The organism is Solidesulfovibrio carbinolicus (genome assembly GCF_004135975.1).
GTDB classification, from domain to species: Bacteria; Desulfobacterota; Desulfovibrionia; order Desulfovibrionales; family Desulfovibrionaceae; genus Solidesulfovibrio; species Solidesulfovibrio carbinolicus.
Window position 1 is genome coordinate 4,355,984 of sequence record NZ_CP026538.1, and the last position, 16,372, is coordinate 4,372,355.

At 63.3% G+C, this 16,372-nt stretch carries 11 protein-coding genes; 4 read left to right on the top strand and 7 right to left on the bottom strand.

Features of this window, described 5'->3' with window-relative positions; genetic code table 11:
- Positions 1 to 146: 146 nt before the first annotated feature.
- The 5 genes from C3Y92_RS19465 to C3Y92_RS19485 form a co-directional block, all read right to left on the bottom strand.
- A complete protein-coding gene (locus C3Y92_RS19465; RefSeq protein WP_165352145.1) occupies positions 147 to 3,494 on the bottom strand; it encodes a ribonucleotide reductase N-terminal alpha domain-containing protein in 3,348 nt (1,115 codons plus the stop codon).
- Between the two features lie 241 nt (positions 3,495 to 3,735).
- Positions 3,736 to 6,162 (bottom strand): endopeptidase La, encoded by a 2,427-nt coding sequence (lon, locus tag C3Y92_RS19470; protein WP_129355459.1) that lies wholly within the window; start codon positions 6,160 to 6,162, stop codon positions 3,736 to 3,738.
- Positions 6,163 to 6,197: 35 nt separating this feature from the next.
- Entirely contained in the window at positions 6,198 to 6,488 is a 291-nt protein-coding gene (locus tag C3Y92_RS19475; protein WP_129355461.1) for an acylphosphatase, read from the bottom strand.
- Positions 6,489 to 6,606: 118 nt separating this feature from the next.
- Complete coding sequence (gene radC, locus C3Y92_RS19480; protein WP_129355463.1) at positions 6,607 to 7,293, bottom strand: RadC family protein; 687 nt, start codon at positions 7,291 to 7,293, stop codon at positions 6,607 to 6,609.
- 87 nt (positions 7,294 to 7,380) lie between these two features.
- Positions 7,381 to 8,376, bottom strand: coding sequence for a DNA polymerase III subunit delta (locus tag C3Y92_RS19485; protein WP_129355465.1), 996 nt, complete (start codon positions 8,374 to 8,376; stop codon positions 7,381 to 7,383).
- 193 nt (positions 8,377 to 8,569) lie between these two features.
- Between C3Y92_RS19485 and C3Y92_RS19490 the strand changes: the two genes are divergently transcribed.
- The 4 genes from C3Y92_RS19490 (at position 8,570) to C3Y92_RS19505 (ending at position 15,724) form a co-directional block, all read left to right on the top strand.
- Complete coding sequence (locus C3Y92_RS19490) at positions 8,570 to 10,942, top strand: glycosyltransferase family 39 protein (protein ID WP_129355467.1); 2,373 nt, start codon at positions 8,570 to 8,572, stop codon at positions 10,940 to 10,942.
- 388 nt (positions 10,943 to 11,330) lie between these two features.
- Complete coding sequence (locus tag C3Y92_RS19495; protein WP_129355469.1) at positions 11,331 to 11,996, top strand: radical SAM protein; 666 nt, start codon at positions 11,331 to 11,333, stop codon at positions 11,994 to 11,996.
- Positions 11,971 to 14,025 carry a ribonucleoside triphosphate reductase gene (locus C3Y92_RS19500; protein WP_129355471.1) on the top strand — a complete coding sequence of 685 codons (2,055 nt, stop codon included), beginning with the start codon at positions 11,971 to 11,973 and terminating at the stop codon, positions 14,023 to 14,025. Before C3Y92_RS19495 ends, C3Y92_RS19500 begins: the two co-directional genes overlap by 26 nt.
- 55 nt (positions 14,026 to 14,080) lie before the next feature.
- Positions 14,081 to 15,724, top strand: a complete 1,644-nt coding sequence (locus C3Y92_RS19505) for an ATP-binding protein (protein ID WP_129355473.1) — start codon at positions 14,081 to 14,083, stop codon at positions 15,722 to 15,724.
- A 138-nt stretch (positions 15,725 to 15,862) separates the two neighbouring features.
- Here the strand turns inward: C3Y92_RS19505 and C3Y92_RS19510 are convergent, their stop codons facing one another.
- Both C3Y92_RS19510 and C3Y92_RS19515 read right to left on the bottom strand, forming a co-directional pair.
- Positions 15,863 to 16,105, bottom strand: coding sequence for a type II toxin-antitoxin system RelE family toxin (locus C3Y92_RS19510; protein WP_129355475.1), 243 nt, complete (start codon positions 16,103 to 16,105; stop codon positions 15,863 to 15,865).
- Positions 16,089 to 16,346 carry a type II toxin-antitoxin system Phd/YefM family antitoxin gene (locus tag C3Y92_RS19515; protein ID WP_129355477.1) on the bottom strand — a complete coding sequence of 86 codons (258 nt, stop codon included), beginning with the start codon at positions 16,344 to 16,346 and terminating at the stop codon, positions 16,089 to 16,091. Before C3Y92_RS19515 ends, C3Y92_RS19510 begins: the two co-directional genes overlap by 17 nt.
- Positions 16,347 to 16,372: the final 26 nt, after the last annotated feature.

Below are 16,372 nucleotides of genomic sequence, written 5' to 3' on the forward strand. Positions count from 1 at the left end.
CGTGAGGGGGTTGGCGACAGGATAAACGATCCCGCGCGCCGCCAGGGCATGCCCCTGGCGGCGCGCGGGTCGGGTTATGCCGATTTCACGCCGAAAGCGCAGCTACGTTGCGATCTAGCCTGCTGTTATGTTTTCAATGTGGAGGATTAGCCGCACTTGGTATAGCCGCAGCCCTTGCAGACGTGGCAGCCTTCCTCGAAGACGAGGTCAGCCCCGCAGTCCGGGCATTGGGGATGGGACAGGTTGCCGGTTTCGTCGCGCACGGTCTGGCCTTGGAGGTAGCGATTTTCCAGCACCCAGGACACGGCGTCGGGAATGGACAGCAGCAGGCCCTTTTTCTGGAACACCGGGTTTTCGCCGCCGATGCCCTTGAGCTGACCCACGATGTCGGCCACTTCCACGCCCGAGCGCAGGGCCAGGGAAACGAGCCGTCCGATGGCTTCGGCCTTGGCCGTGACCGAGCGGCCGGATTTGCCGATGGTGGCGAAGACCTCGAAGGGCTTGCCGTCGATCTCGTTGACGGTGAGGTAGAGTTCGCCCAGGCCCGTCTTGACCTTCTGGGTGAAGCCGAAAACGATGTCCGGGCGCATGCGCACCTTGCTTTGGGGCTTGGCCGGATCGGCCGGCGCGCCGTCGCCGGTGCACAGCACCTGGTTGGATTTGCAGCCGTCGCGGTAGACGGTCACGCCCTTGCAGCCCAGTTCGTAGGCCAGCCAGTAGATCTCGCGGATCTCTTCCTTGGTGGCGCTGTTTGGCAGGTTGACGGTCTTGGACACGGCGTTGTCGGTGTATTTCTGGAAGGCGGCCTGCATTTTGAGGTGCCAGACCGGCTCAATGTCCATGGCCGTGACAAAGACTTCGCGCAGGGCCTCGGGCAACATGCCGATATGGGCGATGGAGCCTTTGCGGGTGACCTCTTCCATGAGGGCGTCGGAGTGCGCCCCGGCCTCGCGCAGGGCCGTGACGAAGTGGGGGTTGGCTTCCACGAGCTTTTCGCCGTCCATGACGTGGCGGGCAAAGGACAGAGCGAAAAGCGGTTCGATGCCCGAGGAGCAGCCGGCGATGATGGACAGCGTGCCGGTGGGGGCGATGGTGGTGGTGGTGGCGTTGCGGTAGGGGCCGAGGTTGCGCTTGCCGTAGACGGACTCGGGATAGGCCGGGAAGGCTCCGCGCTCGGCGGCCAGGGTCTTGGAGGCGCTGCGGGCCTCGGCCTGGACGGTCTCCATGAGCTTTTCGGCCAGGGTCAGGGCCTCGGTGCTGTCGTAGGGGATGCGCAGCAGATAGAGCAGGTCAGCAAATCCCATGACGCCCAGGCCGATCTTGCGGTTGGCCCGGACCATTTCGGTGATCTGGTCCAGGGGATAGCGCGAGGCGTCGATGACGTTGTCGAGGAAGCGCACGGCCAGATGCACGGTCTCGCCCAGGGCAGCCCAATCCACGCCGTCCGGGGCCGAGGGGTCGTAAAAGACCGACAGGTTGATGGAGCCGAGGTTGCAGGCCTCGTAGGGGAGCAGCGGCTGTTCGCCGCAGTTGTGGGCCACCAGGCCGCAGGCGTCGAAGCGGTTTTCGCCGGGCACTTGCACATCGTAGACGGTTTCCTCGCCGTCGGGAACGAGCGCCTCCACCGTGGCCAGGAAGGTCTCGCGGTTGAGCCGGCGCTTGTAGCCGGCCAGGAGGGCTTCCAGGCGAGCGGCCTTGTCCTCGTCGCGGAAACCCACCACCTCGCGGAAGCGGGCCATGTTCTCGCCGGCGATGACCAGTTCGTGCTGACTTTTGACGGCATAGGCCTTCACGCCGCCCTTGCCGTCGGGGAGCAGGGACTGCCCGGCCTCGCGGCGATTGCGGTAGATGGTCGAGGCGATGCCGTGGCGCAGCAACATGCGCTGCACGGCCTCAAGGGTGGCCAGGTCGGACTGGGACAGGCGGATGCTGACGCCCTTTTGGCGCGTGCCCTGGACCGAGCCGTCGGCATCGAACAGGCCGCCGAGAAAACCCCGGGAAAATTCGCTGGAGCAGCGTTCCACCTCGGGAGTGAGACGCTTGTTGCCCGGCGACATGCCCAGATCGTGGCAGATGGATTTGAGCGCCCCAAGGCTCATGCGCCATTCGTCGCGGCCGGCGACGCCCACCCAGCCGGTGAAATCACTCCGGTGGGGCTGGGTTTTGGCAAAGGCGAAGGCCGCTTCCATGACGCCACTGCGGGGAAACGGGTCGCCGTTGGCCACGGCGGCCGGAGTCCAGAAGGACAGGACGGCCTTGTCCTGCTTGAGCGTGCCGTCGCCCAAAAGCAGGCCGACCAGATAGCCTTCGGCCAGACCGTACTTGCCGGGCCAGGCGGCCAGGGAACGATGGTCGCCCAGGACCAGCTTGTCGCCGGGGACGAGATTTGCCGTTTCGACCCAGGTCGCGCCGAGGCGGCCGGTTTCGCCGGCGGCCCGCAACATCTTATGGTCGCCGGTCAGGCGCAGGCTGTGGCCTTCACGGGTGGTCAAACGGTAGACAGGCTTGACGCCGGTGACGAAAAAGCCTTCGGTGGTAGAAGGATGCACGGCCCCGTCAAGAACCAGGGGTACGGTGCGGCCGGTCAGCTCCCGGGCCTGCCTGGGGCCGTCTGCTGTCATGACCCAGGTGTCGCCAGTGACGCACGGATTGGTCGACTCGATGGCTCCCAGGGCCGGAGTGGGGTTGTCGCGGTTGATGCGGTCGAGAAAGACGATGCCGGGATCGCCGGATTCCCAGGCCTTGCGCACGAGCAGCGAAAAGACCTCGGGCGCGGACAGACTGCCCCGTTTGGAGCCGTCGCGCGGGTCTATGAGGTCGTAGTCCTCGCCCTTTTCCACGGCCTGCATGAAGCGTTCGGTGAGCGCCACCGAGATGTTGAAGTTGGTCAGCTCGCCCTCGCGCTCCTTGCAGGCGATAAATTCCAGGATGTCGGGATGGTCGATGCGCAGGATGCCCATGTTGGCCCCGCGCCGCGTGCCGCCCTGTTTGACCTGTTCGGTGGCGGTGTTGAAAATCCGCATGAAGGAGACCGGTCCCGAGGCCACGCCGCCGGTGGAGCCGACCCGGCTTTTTTTGGGGCGCAGCCGGGAGAAGGAAAAGCCCGTGCCGCCGCCGGATTTGTGGATCAGCGCGGCGAACTTCACGGCGTCGAAGATCTCGTCCATGGAGTCGCCCACCGGCAGCACGAAGCAGGCGGCCAGCTGGCCCAGGGGCGTGCCGGCGTTCATCAGCGTTGGGGAATTGGGCAGAAAGCGCATCCCGACCATGAGGTCGTAGAATTTGCGGGCCAGGGCCTCGGGCTGCCAGGGCGAGGCGGCGTACTTGGCCTCTTCGCTGGCGATGGCTCCGGCCACCCGCCAGAACAGGCCCTGGACGTCTTCCTCGGGCGAGCCGTCGGGCGTTTTTTTCAGATAGCGCTTGGACAAGACCACCATGGCGTTGTCGTTGACGTCGGCCTCGGGCAGATCGGCGGGCAGTGGCAGGTGGGTCATAGGCGGGCTTTCCTAACCGTTTTCGATTGCAAGAAAAAAGGGCGGCCGCCAGATGGCGGCTGAAAATTTGCCAAAAGATATAAGCAGGATAGCACTCCGGCGAAACGCCGCAAGGCCTCCTCTCCCCACCTTGGGGGATACATCAAATCAGGGCGGATTGCCACCACGGGACATGGGCAGGCGGATCAAAAAAGCCGGGACGGTCGCCCGCCCCGGCTTTGCGGCATTGCCGCTTCCTGCTTCAGGACTGTTTCTCTTCCACGGCGCAGGCCAAGGGCCAGACCTCGTCGATGCGCTCCACGGGCATGATCTTGAGCCGCCCGCGCAGGTCCTTGGGGATGTCGTGAATGTCTTTCATATTCTTGGCCGGGATGATGACCCGCTTCATGCCGGCGGCCACGGCGGCCAGGATCTTTTCCTTGATGCCGCCAACGGGCAGCACCCGTCCGCGAAGCGTAATCTCGCCGGTCATGGCCAGATCGTTGCAGACCGGCGTGTTGGTCAAAAGCGAGATAAGCGCCGTGACCAGCGTCACGCCGGCCGAGGGGCCGTCCTTGGGCGTGGCCCCGGCCGGCACGTGGATGTGGATGTCGTTTTTCTCGAACATCTCCGGCGCGATGCCCAGCTCCTTGGCCCGGGACTTGGCGTAGGTGAGCGCGGCCTGGGCCGACTCCTTCATGACCTCGCCCAGCTTGCCCGTGAGCTGCAGCCCGCCCTTGCCCGGCAGCGTGGCCGCCTCGATGTGCAGGATGGCTCCGCCCACCGGCGTCCAGGCCAAGCCCACGGCCACGCCCGGCGGCAGATCGGCCTCGCGCTCGTCGTCCATGAACCGGGCCGGCCCCAGCAACTTTTCCAGGGACGAGGCCGTGACCCGAAATGGCGGCTGTTCGCCCTCAGCCTTGCGCCGGGCCAGCTTGCGACACACCGACCCGACTTCGCGCTCGAGGTTTCGCAGGCCGGCCTCGCGGGTGTAGTCGCGGATGATCTTGGCCACGACCTGATCCGACAGGGACACGTCCTCGGCGGCCAGGCCGTTTTCCTCGATCTGGCGCGGCAGGATGTAGCGCCGGGCGATCTTGACCTTCTCCTGCTCGGTGTAGCCGGGCAGGCGGATGAGCTCCATGCGGTCGAGCAGCGGCGGCGGAATGGTGTCCAGGATGTTGGCCGTGCAGATGAACATCACCTTGGACAGGTCAAAGGGCACGTTCAGGTAATGGTCCGAGAAGGAGTTGTTCTGTTCGGGGTCGAGCACCTCCAAAAGCGCCGAGGACGGGTCGCCCCGGAAGTCGGAACCGACCTTGTCGATCTCGTCGAGCATGATGACCGGGTTTCGGGTGCCGGCCTGCTTGATGCTCTGGATGACCCGGCCGGGCATGGAGCCGATGTAGGTGCGCCGGTGGCCGCGAATCTCGGCCTCGTCGCGCATGCCGCCAAGGGACATGCGCACGAACTTGCGCCCCAGGGCCCGGGCGATGGAGCGGCCAAGAGAGGTCTTGCCCACGCCCGGAGGGCCGACGAAGCACAGGATGGGGCCCTTCATGCCGGGGTTGAGCTTGCGCACGGACAGGTATTCGAGGATGCGCTCCTTGACCTTTTCCAGGTCGAAGTGGTCCTCGTCCAGGATGCGCTTGGCTTCCTTGATGTCGAGCCGGTCCTTGGACAGCTTCTTCCAGGGCAGCTCCACCATCCAGTCGAGGTAGGTGCGGATGACGCCGGCCTCGGAGGAGTCGGGGTGCATGGACACCAGCCTTTTCAGCTGCTTGTCCGCTTCCTTCTTGACGTCCTTAGGCATCCCGGCCTTGTCCAGGGCTTCCTTGAGTTCGTCGAGGTCGTCGGACTCCTCGCCGCCCTCGCCCAGTTCCCGGCGGATGGCCTTTAACTGCTCGCGCAGGAAGAAGTCCTTTTGGGCCTTGTCCATCCCTTCCTTGGCCATGTTCTGGATCTTGGCCTGCATGGCCGCGACCTCGGCTTCCTTGACCAACTGGTCGTTGACCAGCCGCAGGCGCTCCACCGGGTCCTCGCACTCCAGCAGCCGCTGGGCTTCCTCCACCCGCATGCGCAGGTTGGAGGCCACGAGATCAGCCAGCCGTCCGGGCTCGTTGACGCTGTTGAGCACGGCCATGATGTCGGCCGAGGCCATGCCGCGAAGCGACAGGATCTTTTCGCTTTGCTCCCGGGCCGCCCGCATCATGGCTTCCTGCTCCAGGGTGGCTTCCTTGGGGTCGCGCTCGGCCAGCACCTCGATCTTGGCCGCCAGATAGGGGTCGGAGGAGGAAAAATCCGTCACCCTGGCCCGGGTCAGCCCCTGGACCAGCACCTTGAGCCGGCCGTCGGGCATCTTGAGCATGCGCATGATCATGCCCACCGTGCCGACCCGGTAGAGGTCGTCGGGACCGGGCTCGTCCACCTTCTCGTCCTTCTGGGTCAGGACCAGGATATAGCGCGAGCCGTTAAGCGCCGCGTCCACGGCCTGGACCGACTTGTCCCGGCCCACGAACAGCGGCAGGATCATGTAGTTGAAGACCACGATGTCGCGCACCGGCAACACCGGGAGTTCGGACGGGATATCGGGCGGCGCGGCTTCCTCGCCCTCGCCGGCGGAAACCGGGGCCGCTTCGGTCGGCGCGCCATCGGCGGCCGCGAGCAGTTCGCGTTCCTTGTCATCCATGATGCATGTGCTCCTTGTCGGTATCGAAAACGTCCTTAGCCGCGAATGGCGAAGGCGTCGTAAGCTTTGTCGTGGTCGATCATTGTCGCCGCCACCGCATCCACCCGGGACAGGGGCGACCCTTGGGGCAGGCGCTCCTTCAGGGCGGCCAGGGCTTCGGGGTCGCCCTGGGCCAGCACCTCGACCTTGCCGTCGGCCAGGTTGCGCACCCAGCCGCGAAGCCCCAGGCTTGCGGCCTGGTCGTAGACCCAGGCCCGGAAATACACGCCCTGAACCTTGCCGGAGACCGTGGCGTGCAGGCTTGGCGTCGTTTTTTCGGTCGTCATGGCCGCCTCCTTGGCTCGTGTCGCGTCCTGTAACAAATACGATAGCCTTTGCGGCTGAAACTTCGTCTTTTGCGCCTGTTGCCTGAGAAACACCGGATCGCTTTTCGTGGATGCGACCCTAGATCATGCCTTCGGCCTGAAAGCTGAAAAACCGGTTTTCCGTCACCACCAGATGGTCGAGCACCCGGATATCCATTTCCCGGGCAGCGGCCACGATGCGGCGGGTAAAGGCCATGTCCTCGGCCGAGGGCTTGGGGTCGGCCCCGGGGTGGTTGTGGACGAGGATCACGCCGCTGGCGTTGTAGCGAAGCGCCATGGCGATGACCTCCCGCGGGTAGACCGCGGCCTGATCCACCGTGCCCTTGCTCACCCGCTCCCAGCCAACCAGCCGGTTCTTGGTGTCCACCAGGGCCATCCAGAATTCCTCGTGCTCCTTGACCCCGATCCTGGCCCGGGCCATTTCGGCCACCACGTCGGGGCTGCCAAGCACGGCCCGGTCGCGCATGGGCTGTTCGTGGAACCTGGCCCAAACCTCGCGCCACAGGGTCAGGAACTCCTCGGCTCCCGCGCCAAACCCGGGCACGCCCCGGAGCTCCTCGAAACGGGCCGTGAGCACCCCGCGCAGGCTGCCGAAGCGGGCCAAGAGCTCCTTGGCCAAGGGCTTGGTGTCGCGCCGCGCGTTGACGTAGCCCAGCACAAGCTCCAGCACCTCATATTCCGCCAGGGCGCGGGGATCGTCCAAAAGCCGGTCCTTGAGACGGCGTCGGTGGCCGAGGTAATGGGGCGGTTCTTTCTTATTAAGCATGGTTTCGGGTCCGGGCAAGGCGTTTACCGCCTTTTGGGAGGGAATAATCCGTCACAAAGGCCCGACAGGGGCGAAAAACCGGACCGATCACGGTCCCACCCGGCCCGTTTGCCGTCCCTGGCCGCCAAAAAGCCGGAAAAGTTCGGCCGTGAGGAACTCCATGGCCTGATCGGGCTTGCGCGCCCCGGTCTTGATGCCGGCTTCGGCGGCAAAGGCCGCCTCAAAAAGCCGGGTCAGCCCGGCCGAGCCCAGCCGCCGGGCCATGGCCTCCTTCTGGCGGCGCACCTGGGGCGGCAGGCGCACGTCGTCGGCCTCGCCCACGGCCAGACGCCACATCATCCTCGCTTCGTAGAGCAAAAGCCCGATAAAGGGAAAGATCATCTCCTCCCCGGCCAGCTCCTTGTCGAAGATCTCCTGCCAGACCTTGGCCGGATCGCGCCCCTCGGACAAGGCATTGAGGAAGGCGAAGCCGTCCATGCCCTCGTGGTGGGACAAAAGGGCCAGATCGGCCATTTCCAGGCTGGTGCGGTCGCCCAGGGACAGCTCCAGCTTGGCCAGCTCGTTGTCGGCATGGGCCAGGGAAGCCGGCAAGGCGGCGGCCAGGGCCTCGGCCACGCCAGGCTCCAGCACCAACCCGCGCCGCCCGGCCCAATCGGCCAGACGCGGCCCCATGTCGCGGCGAGTCAGGCCCGGCGAAACAAAGATCCATTTGCGCTTCTCGGCCACCGTGAAATAGGGCTGCTCGGTCAGGGTCTTGGGGAATTTGGGGCCGCCTTTTTTATCCAAGGGGCCTTCAAAACAGAAAAAGGGCCAGACCGCGTCGTTAAAGCCCTTCAGCGCCGGGGTGAGCTTGGGCCAGAAATCCGGGGGGGCCGCCTCGGCCCGGCGCAGGATCACGGCCCGGCGGCCGGCGAACAGGCTGCCCACGGTGAGCGCGCTCCAGAACGGCGCGCCAAGCTCCTCGTCGCCCCAGAACACCTCCCGGGAAAACGGCTGGCCGCTGTCGGCCAGAAGGCGCTCCACCCGCTCCCGCACGATCTCCGGGTCCGGGCAGGCGAGAAAGGAAAATCCGGCTCGTTGCATAGGGCCACACTAGCCGACGCCGGGGCAGGGAGCAACGGGAAGGAGACGGTGCGAGACACGGGCCAACGGCCAGCCCGGCCGGCTTGCATGACATTTCCGCAACGATGCCGCCAATGCATTGACCTCATGGAAGGTCTCAACTCATATGACCAAACGGCTCACAAGATGTAACGTTTCCAGTCTAGGAGCGCCCGTGCAGTTCCCCCGGCCCATGCCGCCTTTGCGGCTTGCGCTCCTTGGCGTCGCCGCCTTTGTGATTTTTTACGGCCTTGGCCGGCCATCCCTGTGGCTCGACGAGGCCGCTTCGCCGCTCAACGCCCGCTTTCCCCTGGACTATATCGTCACGCTCTCGCGTACCCTGGAAGAACATCCGCCGCTGTTCTACATCCTGCTCAAGGGATTTTTGCGCCTGGGACATAACGACTTCACCGTGCGTCTGCTGCCCGCCCTATGCGGATTGGGTTGCGTGGGACTCCTGGCTGCCTTGGGGACGCGGCTTTTTTCACCGGCAGCCGGCACGGCGGCGGCCGCCATTTGGCTGGCCATGCCCCAGAACCTGCTGCTCTCCCGCATGGCCCGGCCCTATTCCTTGTGGCTGCTCTTTTTTTTGGGCGCTTTGTACTTTCTGGCCGGCTGGCTGCGCCGGGGGCGTAAACGCGACATTGTCGGAATGCTCGCCGCCGCCGCCCTGATGACGGCCTGCCACTATCTATCCTTTCCCCTGCTGGCCGCCATGGGCCTTTGCCTGCTCGCCGTCGCGCCTGATAATCGCCCGGGCTGGCCCGGCCGGCTGACCGCCACCGGCCTTTTTGGCGCAGGCTGCGCCGGCATCGCCACCGCCGCCTACTTCGGGCTTATAGCCCAGAGTCACACCCCCCAGCTCATCGCCGACGCCAACGAGACCGTCACCGACGCCGCCCTGGCCCTCGGGGCGGCCCTGGGCGGCGTGCTCTACAGTTTCGACGTCTGGCCGGCGCGTCTGGCCGTGGGCGCGGTTGCCCTGGCCGCCTTTGCCGTTCTGGCCCGGCGGGACCGGCGAAACTTCCTGGTCCTGGCCCTGCTGACGGCCGTGCCGCCCCTGGTCCTGCTGGCCATGGGCCGGAGCACCGGACTGTACGCCCGCCATCTGTCGAGCCTGGGCATTCCCCTGGCCCTGGCCCTGGCCGGCGGCGCGGCCGCCTGGCCGCGCCTGGCCCCGCGCCTGCCGGCCGTGACCCTGGCCGCCCTGGCCCTGGCCGTGCTGCTGCCCCTGGCCGTCCATCACGACAAGTTCTACGCCGTGACCAGTTATCAAGTCCCGGTCATCGGCAACAACTACAAGCTGGCCGCCGCCGGCCTCGCCGCCCTGGACCGGCCGGGAACGATCCTGTCCTTTGGCAACGATTTTTACGCCAACACCGTGTCCTGGTATCTGGACCAGCATACCCCGCCCCTGGCCCTGGCCAATCCCCGGCTGACCCCCGAGGACCGGGAAGCCCGCCTTCTTTTCGCCGCAGGGGCCCACTGGGGGTATATGGCCCCGAATGCGGCGGCCTTCCTGGCCCGCTTCGGACCGGACGTGGTCCGGCACGACATCGAAACCTCCACCGTCCTGGAATTGGCCGTGCCCCGCGAGCCGGTGCGCCGCATCGACGCCCTGCCGGCCCGCTACAGCCTGCCCATGGCCTATGACCGGGTCTTTGCCGCAATAAGCGCCCTGTCGGGCTTGCGCTTTCATCAAAACGCCCGGGGGCCGGCCCTCATCCCCGTACGCAACGACGTCGACGCCGCAGCGCGCCTGGCCTTTGCCAACCACGCCCCGCCGCAGCCCCAGGAAATCCGGATCAACGTGCTTTTTGACAACCTCGGCCAGGACAACCAGCTCCAGGCCCTGGTGCGCTTCGACGACGAGCCGCCCCTGATTTATCCCTTGTCCACAGGCTACGACGCCACCCGCCAGCGCCAGATTGCCCTCAAACGCGAGGCGCCCTACGCCAGAATGGACGTTGAGCTGATCCTGCGCTGCGCCTCCCGCACCCCGACCCTGGCCGGCGGCAATCTCCAGACCTTGCGCTTAACCGGCATCGAAGCCTTTTTCTGTCCGGCCGACGCGGCCGGCCCTTGCCTGGACGCGGCGCAGCGCCATCTGACCGCTTCGGTGCTCGGCAATTACCTGGAAGAACGCTTCGCCGTTCCCGGCGAGATCGGCCAAGCCGCCCTCCTGGCCGTACGGGAGAACATCGCCGCGGTGGATGACCACCGCGAGGCTCCCTGGGCCGCCCTGTCCCCGGCCGATCCGTCCCGGCCGGGCGTCCTGCGCCTGCCTTTGACGGCCAAACGGGACAGGCTGCTGCTGTTCCCAAGGGTCGGCCGGGACGGCATGGTCCGGGTCTACGGTTTCCGACCCGATGGCGTGCGCGAACTCCTGTTTGCCCTGCAAAACACCGGCGAGAAATGGACGCCCGTCAGCGCCCGCTACGAACTGGTGGTGCCGCCGTGGCTGCGCGACCGGGAGACCGAGCTGGAAATCGAACTCACCGGCCGTTGGGCCCAGCTGTGGACCCTGGGCGACGCGGCGCTGTTTTAGGAGGAGTGGCATCCCTGGCCGTGGTGCGGATTTCTTGGCGCAATTTCCCGAAGATGTCGTTTTCCGCTGCTCCTCGTCGTCAAGTCGACGGGCAAATGATTCAAGCAACATACCTAAATAACATACCTATTCCAGATATCTACAGCGATAGGCCTCCGAACGTTTGTTCCTGCCTCCTTGCCTGGACAGCCAGCAAAAAAAATATCGCCCGCCATGGCGCGGCCTTGGCCGGGGAGGGCGATTTCCCGCCCGCCGACCCCTCTTGCAATCGTTTGCCCCGGGCGTATGACGGATGCGGCTTGGGGAAGTGTCGGGGTGGTCCCTGCCCTGCGCGTTGGGGAGCGCGCGGGGGTCCGCAACTTCGTTATCCTATTGGCATCGTTAAAAAATGACCTATCCATCCGCCTGGGAGCTCGTGCGTGGCATCGAGCCCATGTCCCTTTGCGATTGGCCGGGACGCCTGACCGCCGTGCTGTTTTTCGGCGGCTGCAACCTGCGCTGCCCTCACTGCCATAACGCCGCCCTGGCCTGGACGCCGCAAGCCGGCGCCGCGCCCCTGACCGAGAACGCCGTGCGCCGGTTCGTCACGTCCCGCCGCCCCTGGCTCGACGGGCTGGTCATCACCGGCGGCGAACCCACCCTGACCCCGGGAATGCCGGCCCTGGCCGCCGCCGTGGCCGCCTCGGGGCTGCCGGTCAAGGTCGATTCCAACGGCCTGCGCCCGGACGTCCTGGCCACGCTTCTGGACAGCCATCCCGACATCTACCTGGCCGTGGACGTCAAAGCGCCCTTTGCCAAGTATCCGCTGGTCACCGGCGGCCTGGCCCAGGCCTTCGAAGCCGCCGAGCGCCTGGGCCAGGTCTTTGCCCTGGCGACGGCCCATCCCGGGCGCATTCAGTTTCGCGCCACCCGCGTGCCCGAACTGACGGACGACGACATCAGGGAGGTGGAGTCGCTGCTGCCGCCCGGACACGCGCTGACCATCCAACCGTTTCGACCGCTGCCGCGCCGCGGGGAGGAGAAGGCCGATGCCCAAGCAGATTCGCAAGCGTGACGGATGCCTGGAAACCTGGTCCAGCCAGCGGATCGCCCAGGCGATCTTAAAAGCGCTTAAGGCCAGCGGCGTCCAGGACCCGATCCTGGCCACCCGACTGGCCGGCAAGGTCGAGGGCAAGCTGGAGGAACTCGGCAACGACGTGCCCGAGCAGGAGCATGTCCAGGACGCGGTGGAGCTGGTGCTCATGGAGTCGCGGCTTTTCGCCGTGGCCCGGCGCTACATCGTCTACCGCGAGAAACGCCGGGAGCTGCGCGAGCAGAAAGCCGCCTTCCTCGACATCGCCGACGTCATCGACACCTACATCGCCAAGACCGACTGGCGGGTGGCGGAAAACGCCAACATGAACCACAGCTTCCAGGGCCTCATGCTCCACCTGTCGGGCACGGTGCAGGCCCGGTACGCCCTGGAAAAATATCCCGAGGAAGTGCGCGCCGCCCACGAGCACGGCTATTTCCACATCCACGACCTGTCCTTTGGCCTGGCCGGCTACTGTGCCGGCTGGAGCCTGCGCGACCTCTTGCTCGAAGGCTTCAACCTCGCCGGCCGCTCCTGCGCCGGACCGCCCCGCCACTTCGACACGGCCCTGGGGCAGATGGTCAATTTTCTGGGCACCCTGCAAAACGAATGGGCCGGGGCCCAGGCGTTCAACAACGTCGACACCTACCTGGCCCCCTTCATCCGCCAGGACGGCCTGACCTATAAAGAGGTCAAGCAGGCCATGCAGAAGTTCGTCTTCAACCTCAACACCACCTCGCGCTGGGGCGGCCAAAGCCCGTTCACCAACCTCACCTTCGATCTTTCCCCGCCCAAACACCTGGCCAATGAGGCCGTCATCATCGGCGGCAAGATGCAGGACGCCGTTTACGGCGACTTTGCCCCGGAAATGGCGATGATCAACAAGGCCTTCCTGGAGGTCATGGCCGGGGGCGACTACGACGGCCGCATCTTCTCCTTCCCCATCCCGACCTACAACGTCACCAAGGATTTCCCCTGGGATTCCGAGATCGGCACGCTGCTGCTGGAGATGACCGCCAAGTACGGCGCGCCGTATTTCCAGAACTTCATCAATTCCGACCTCTCGCCCGAGGACGTGCGCTCCATGTGCTGCCGGCTGCAGATGGATTTGCGGCAGTTGCGCAACAAGGTGGGCGGACTGTTCGGAGCCGGCGACCTGACCGGGTCGGTGGGCGTGGTGACGCTCAATCTCCCCAAGCTGGCCTTTCTGGCCCAGGGCGAGGAGGATTTCCTGGATCTGGTCGGCGAGTACGCCGAGCTGGCCAAGACGGCCCTGGAATTCAAGCGTAAGATGATCAGCGACAACCTGGAGCGGGGGCTGTTCCCCTGGACCAAGCGCTACCTCAAAAACGGCTTCAAGGGCCATTTCTCCACCATCGGGCTGGTGGGCGGCCACGAGGCCTGCCTGAACCTGCTCGGCAAGGGCATCGAGACCGAGGCCGGAGTGCGGCTCATGACCCGGATGCTGGAGCATCTGCGCGAGGTGACCTCGCGTTTTCAGGAAGAGACCGGCAACCTCTACAACCTCGAAGCCACGCCGGCCGAGGGCACGAGCTACCGGCTGGCGAAAATCGACAAGGCGCTGTACGCCGACATCAAGGCCTCGGGCAACGGCACGCCGTACTACACCAATTCCACGACCCTGCCGGTGGGGCTGTCGCGCGACGTGTTCGCCGCCCTGGAGCATCAAAACAAGCTCCAGCCGCTCTACACCGGCGGCACGGTGTTCCACACCTACCTGGGCGAAGCCGTGGCCGACGTGGAGGCGCTCAAGTCGTTTATCGTCAAGGCCTTCACCATGACCAAGATTCCGTATCTGTCGATCACGCCGACGTTTTCGGTGTGCAAGGAGCACGGCTACGTCAAGGGCGAGCATTTCGAGTGTCCCCAGTGCGGCGCGCCCTCGGAAGTGTTCACGCGCATCGTGGGCTATTACCGGCCGGTGTCCTTGTGGAACAAGGGCAAGCAGGCGGAGTATGCGGAGCGGCTGACGTACGGGGAGATTTGCTAGCGGGCAGACGCTTTTTCGCAACCTACGAAATCATTTTCTAATGGCAGAGCAGTACATGCAGCGCGAAGGCCAAAATTACGAGAAAAAATCTCTGAAAGCTATCACAGGGACAACGGCGAACTGGGCAGAGGTCGCCAAGGACTGTATTGCTTTTGCCACATCCGGAAATGGCACTATCTGCTTTGGCATCGAAGACAAGGAAGAAGCGCCACCTCCCAACCAACTCATTGACAAATCGCTGCCGGATAGATTTCGCAGAAAAATCGCCGAGATCACAGTCAACGTCATACTTTTTCCAACAATAACGGCCCATGCCAACGGAGGTGAAGTCCTTGAGGTAAAGATACCACGCTCTCAAAGCATCCCTTCCACAACAGACGGGCGTTTCTTTATTCGTGTTAGTGACTCAATCAAGCCTGTCGTTGGCGACGAGATACTGAGACTGGCGACCGACCGAAATTCTTTTTCCTGGGAAACTCAGTGCTTATTCGACATACCCGTTGAACAAATTGATCTAATTGCATGGACTAACATAGTCGCGGCGCTAAAGAATTCTGACAGAGTAAAGCCATCTATTAAAGAAAAAACCGGCCATGAACTTATGGCACACTATATGCTTTCTAGGGATGGGCTTTTAACAAACCTTGGCATTCTTTGCATCGGCAGACCAGAAGATAGAGGCAGGCTTGGCGTAGCACCCGTTATTCAGTACTTAAAATACGACGACCAAGGCGACAAGATTGGCAAAACATCCTGGGACGATCATTCACTCAACCCGCTAGCTCTCATTGACGCTATTTGGAATGAAATTCAAGAGTTTAAGGAATTTTTTGAATTTCCTCACGGCCTATTCCGCCAGCAAATTCCGTCATATGACCGAACCGTCATTCGCGAACTCTTAGTCAATGCCATTGTGCACAGACCCTACACGCAACGTGGCGACATATTTATCAACAGCCACCCTAAAGAAATGACTATCGTCAACCCTGGAGCTCTGCCCATTGGAGTTACAGCACAGAACATCCTACACACGACTATTCGACGCAACGAACACCTCGCAAGACTTTTCCACGACTTGAACCTTATGGAACGCGAGGGCAGCGGATTTGATAAGATATACGAAATTCTTCTCTCGCAAGGGAAAGCCCCTCCCTGTGTAACCGAAAAGCACGACAGAGTCGAAGTGACCGTTTCAAAGTCCATAATCAAACCAGAACTTATTGATTTCATAGCAAAAATAGACTCGCAGTACTATCTCACACAACGCGAGAAAATTGCCCTCGGCATTATAATACAGCACGAATCAATTTCATCTACTGAGTTGGCCCGCGCGCTAGGCCTAGAAACGACGGAGAGCACAAAGAACTGGGTCAACAAACTCATCACAGCATCTATCATACAAAAACGAGGAAAAACTCAAGCAATGTCTTTTTTCGTAGACCCTAATCTGTTAAGAAACATTGAATTTATCCCTCAAACCACTCTAAGGAGAATCGAACCTCACAGACTAAAAGCCCTTGTAATAGAAGACTTGTCTCGCTATCCCAAATCATCATCTGGCGACATCCATAAACGCATTGGCCAGGAGATCCCCTTGCGCAGTATACGTCAAATCCTCGAACGCCTTATCGACTCGGGGGAAGTCAATTTCCAGGGGGATAAACGCTGGCGGCGGTATTGGCTTGCCACACTTTCCTAAAGTCAAATCTGGGCCGAATTATGCGGACATTGTCATTAGAAATTGTCTTTAGAAATCTTAACACCATGAAATGCAATGATTTTTTAAATTTTAATTAGTCAGAAATTGGACTTAGCCACGAACCTTAGATTCATATCCTTATCCCCCATATATCCTCCCAACGAGCGGCACGATCAACACGTCCACCGCCACCCGGTAGACGATGCGGTATTCCCCGACGTCGGCCCGTCGGTAGGGCGAATTTTTCAAGGCCGACGTGTCCGGCGCATCCGGGTCGCGCAGCAAATCGAAAAGCCGCACCGCCACTTGCCGGAATTGCTTGGCCGGCAGGCCATCCAGAAAATCCCGGGCGCGGCGCTCCAGATCAAGCTTCAGGGCCATGCAGGCGGTCCCTCATAAAGGCCAACGACGCCTCCGGTCCCAAGAACTCGCCGCCCGCCTCGGCTTCGGCCGCGCGGCGTGCCCACCAGGCGTCCTCCAGCTCCAGCAGCCGCTCGTATTCCTCCACCGACAACAACACCGCATAGGCCTTGCCCTGCCGCGTGATCGTCACCGGCTCCCGGGATGCCGCCTGCAAATATTCGCCAAGATTATTTTTGAGCACCGTGGCCGTGGTTTTCATACCGCCCTCGCACAGAAGTCATTCTA

Coding starts and splice junctions, on each gene's coding strand:
- C3Y92_RS19465 (WP_165352145.1), bottom strand. CDS start 3,494: ATGACCCACCTGCCACTGCCCGCCGATCTGCCCGAGGCCGACGTCAAC.
- lon (WP_129355459.1), bottom strand. CDS start 6,162: ATGGATGACAAGGAACGCGAACTGCTCGCGGCCGCCGATGGCGCGCCG.
- C3Y92_RS19475 (WP_129355461.1), bottom strand. CDS start 6,488: ATGACGACCGAAAAAACGACGCCAAGCCTGCACGCCACGGTCTCCGGC.
- radC (WP_129355463.1), bottom strand. CDS start 7,293: ATGCTTAATAAGAAAGAACCGCCCCATTACCTCGGCCACCGACGCCGT.
- C3Y92_RS19485 (WP_129355465.1), bottom strand. CDS start 8,376: ATGCAACGAGCCGGATTTTCCTTTCTCGCCTGCCCGGACCCGGAGATC.
- C3Y92_RS19495 (WP_129355469.1), top strand. CDS start 11,331: ATGACCTATCCATCCGCCTGGGAGCTCGTGCGTGGCATCGAGCCCATG.
- C3Y92_RS19500 (WP_129355471.1), top strand. CDS start 11,971: ATGCCCAAGCAGATTCGCAAGCGTGACGGATGCCTGGAAACCTGGTCC.
- C3Y92_RS19505 (WP_129355473.1), top strand. CDS start 14,081: ATGCAGCGCGAAGGCCAAAATTACGAGAAAAAATCTCTGAAAGCTATC.
- C3Y92_RS19510 (WP_129355475.1), bottom strand. CDS start 16,105: ATGGCCCTGAAGCTTGATCTGGAGCGCCGCGCCCGGGATTTTCTGGAT.
- C3Y92_RS19515 (WP_129355477.1), bottom strand. CDS start 16,346: ATGAAAACCACGGCCACGGTGCTCAAAAATAATCTTGGCGAATATTTG.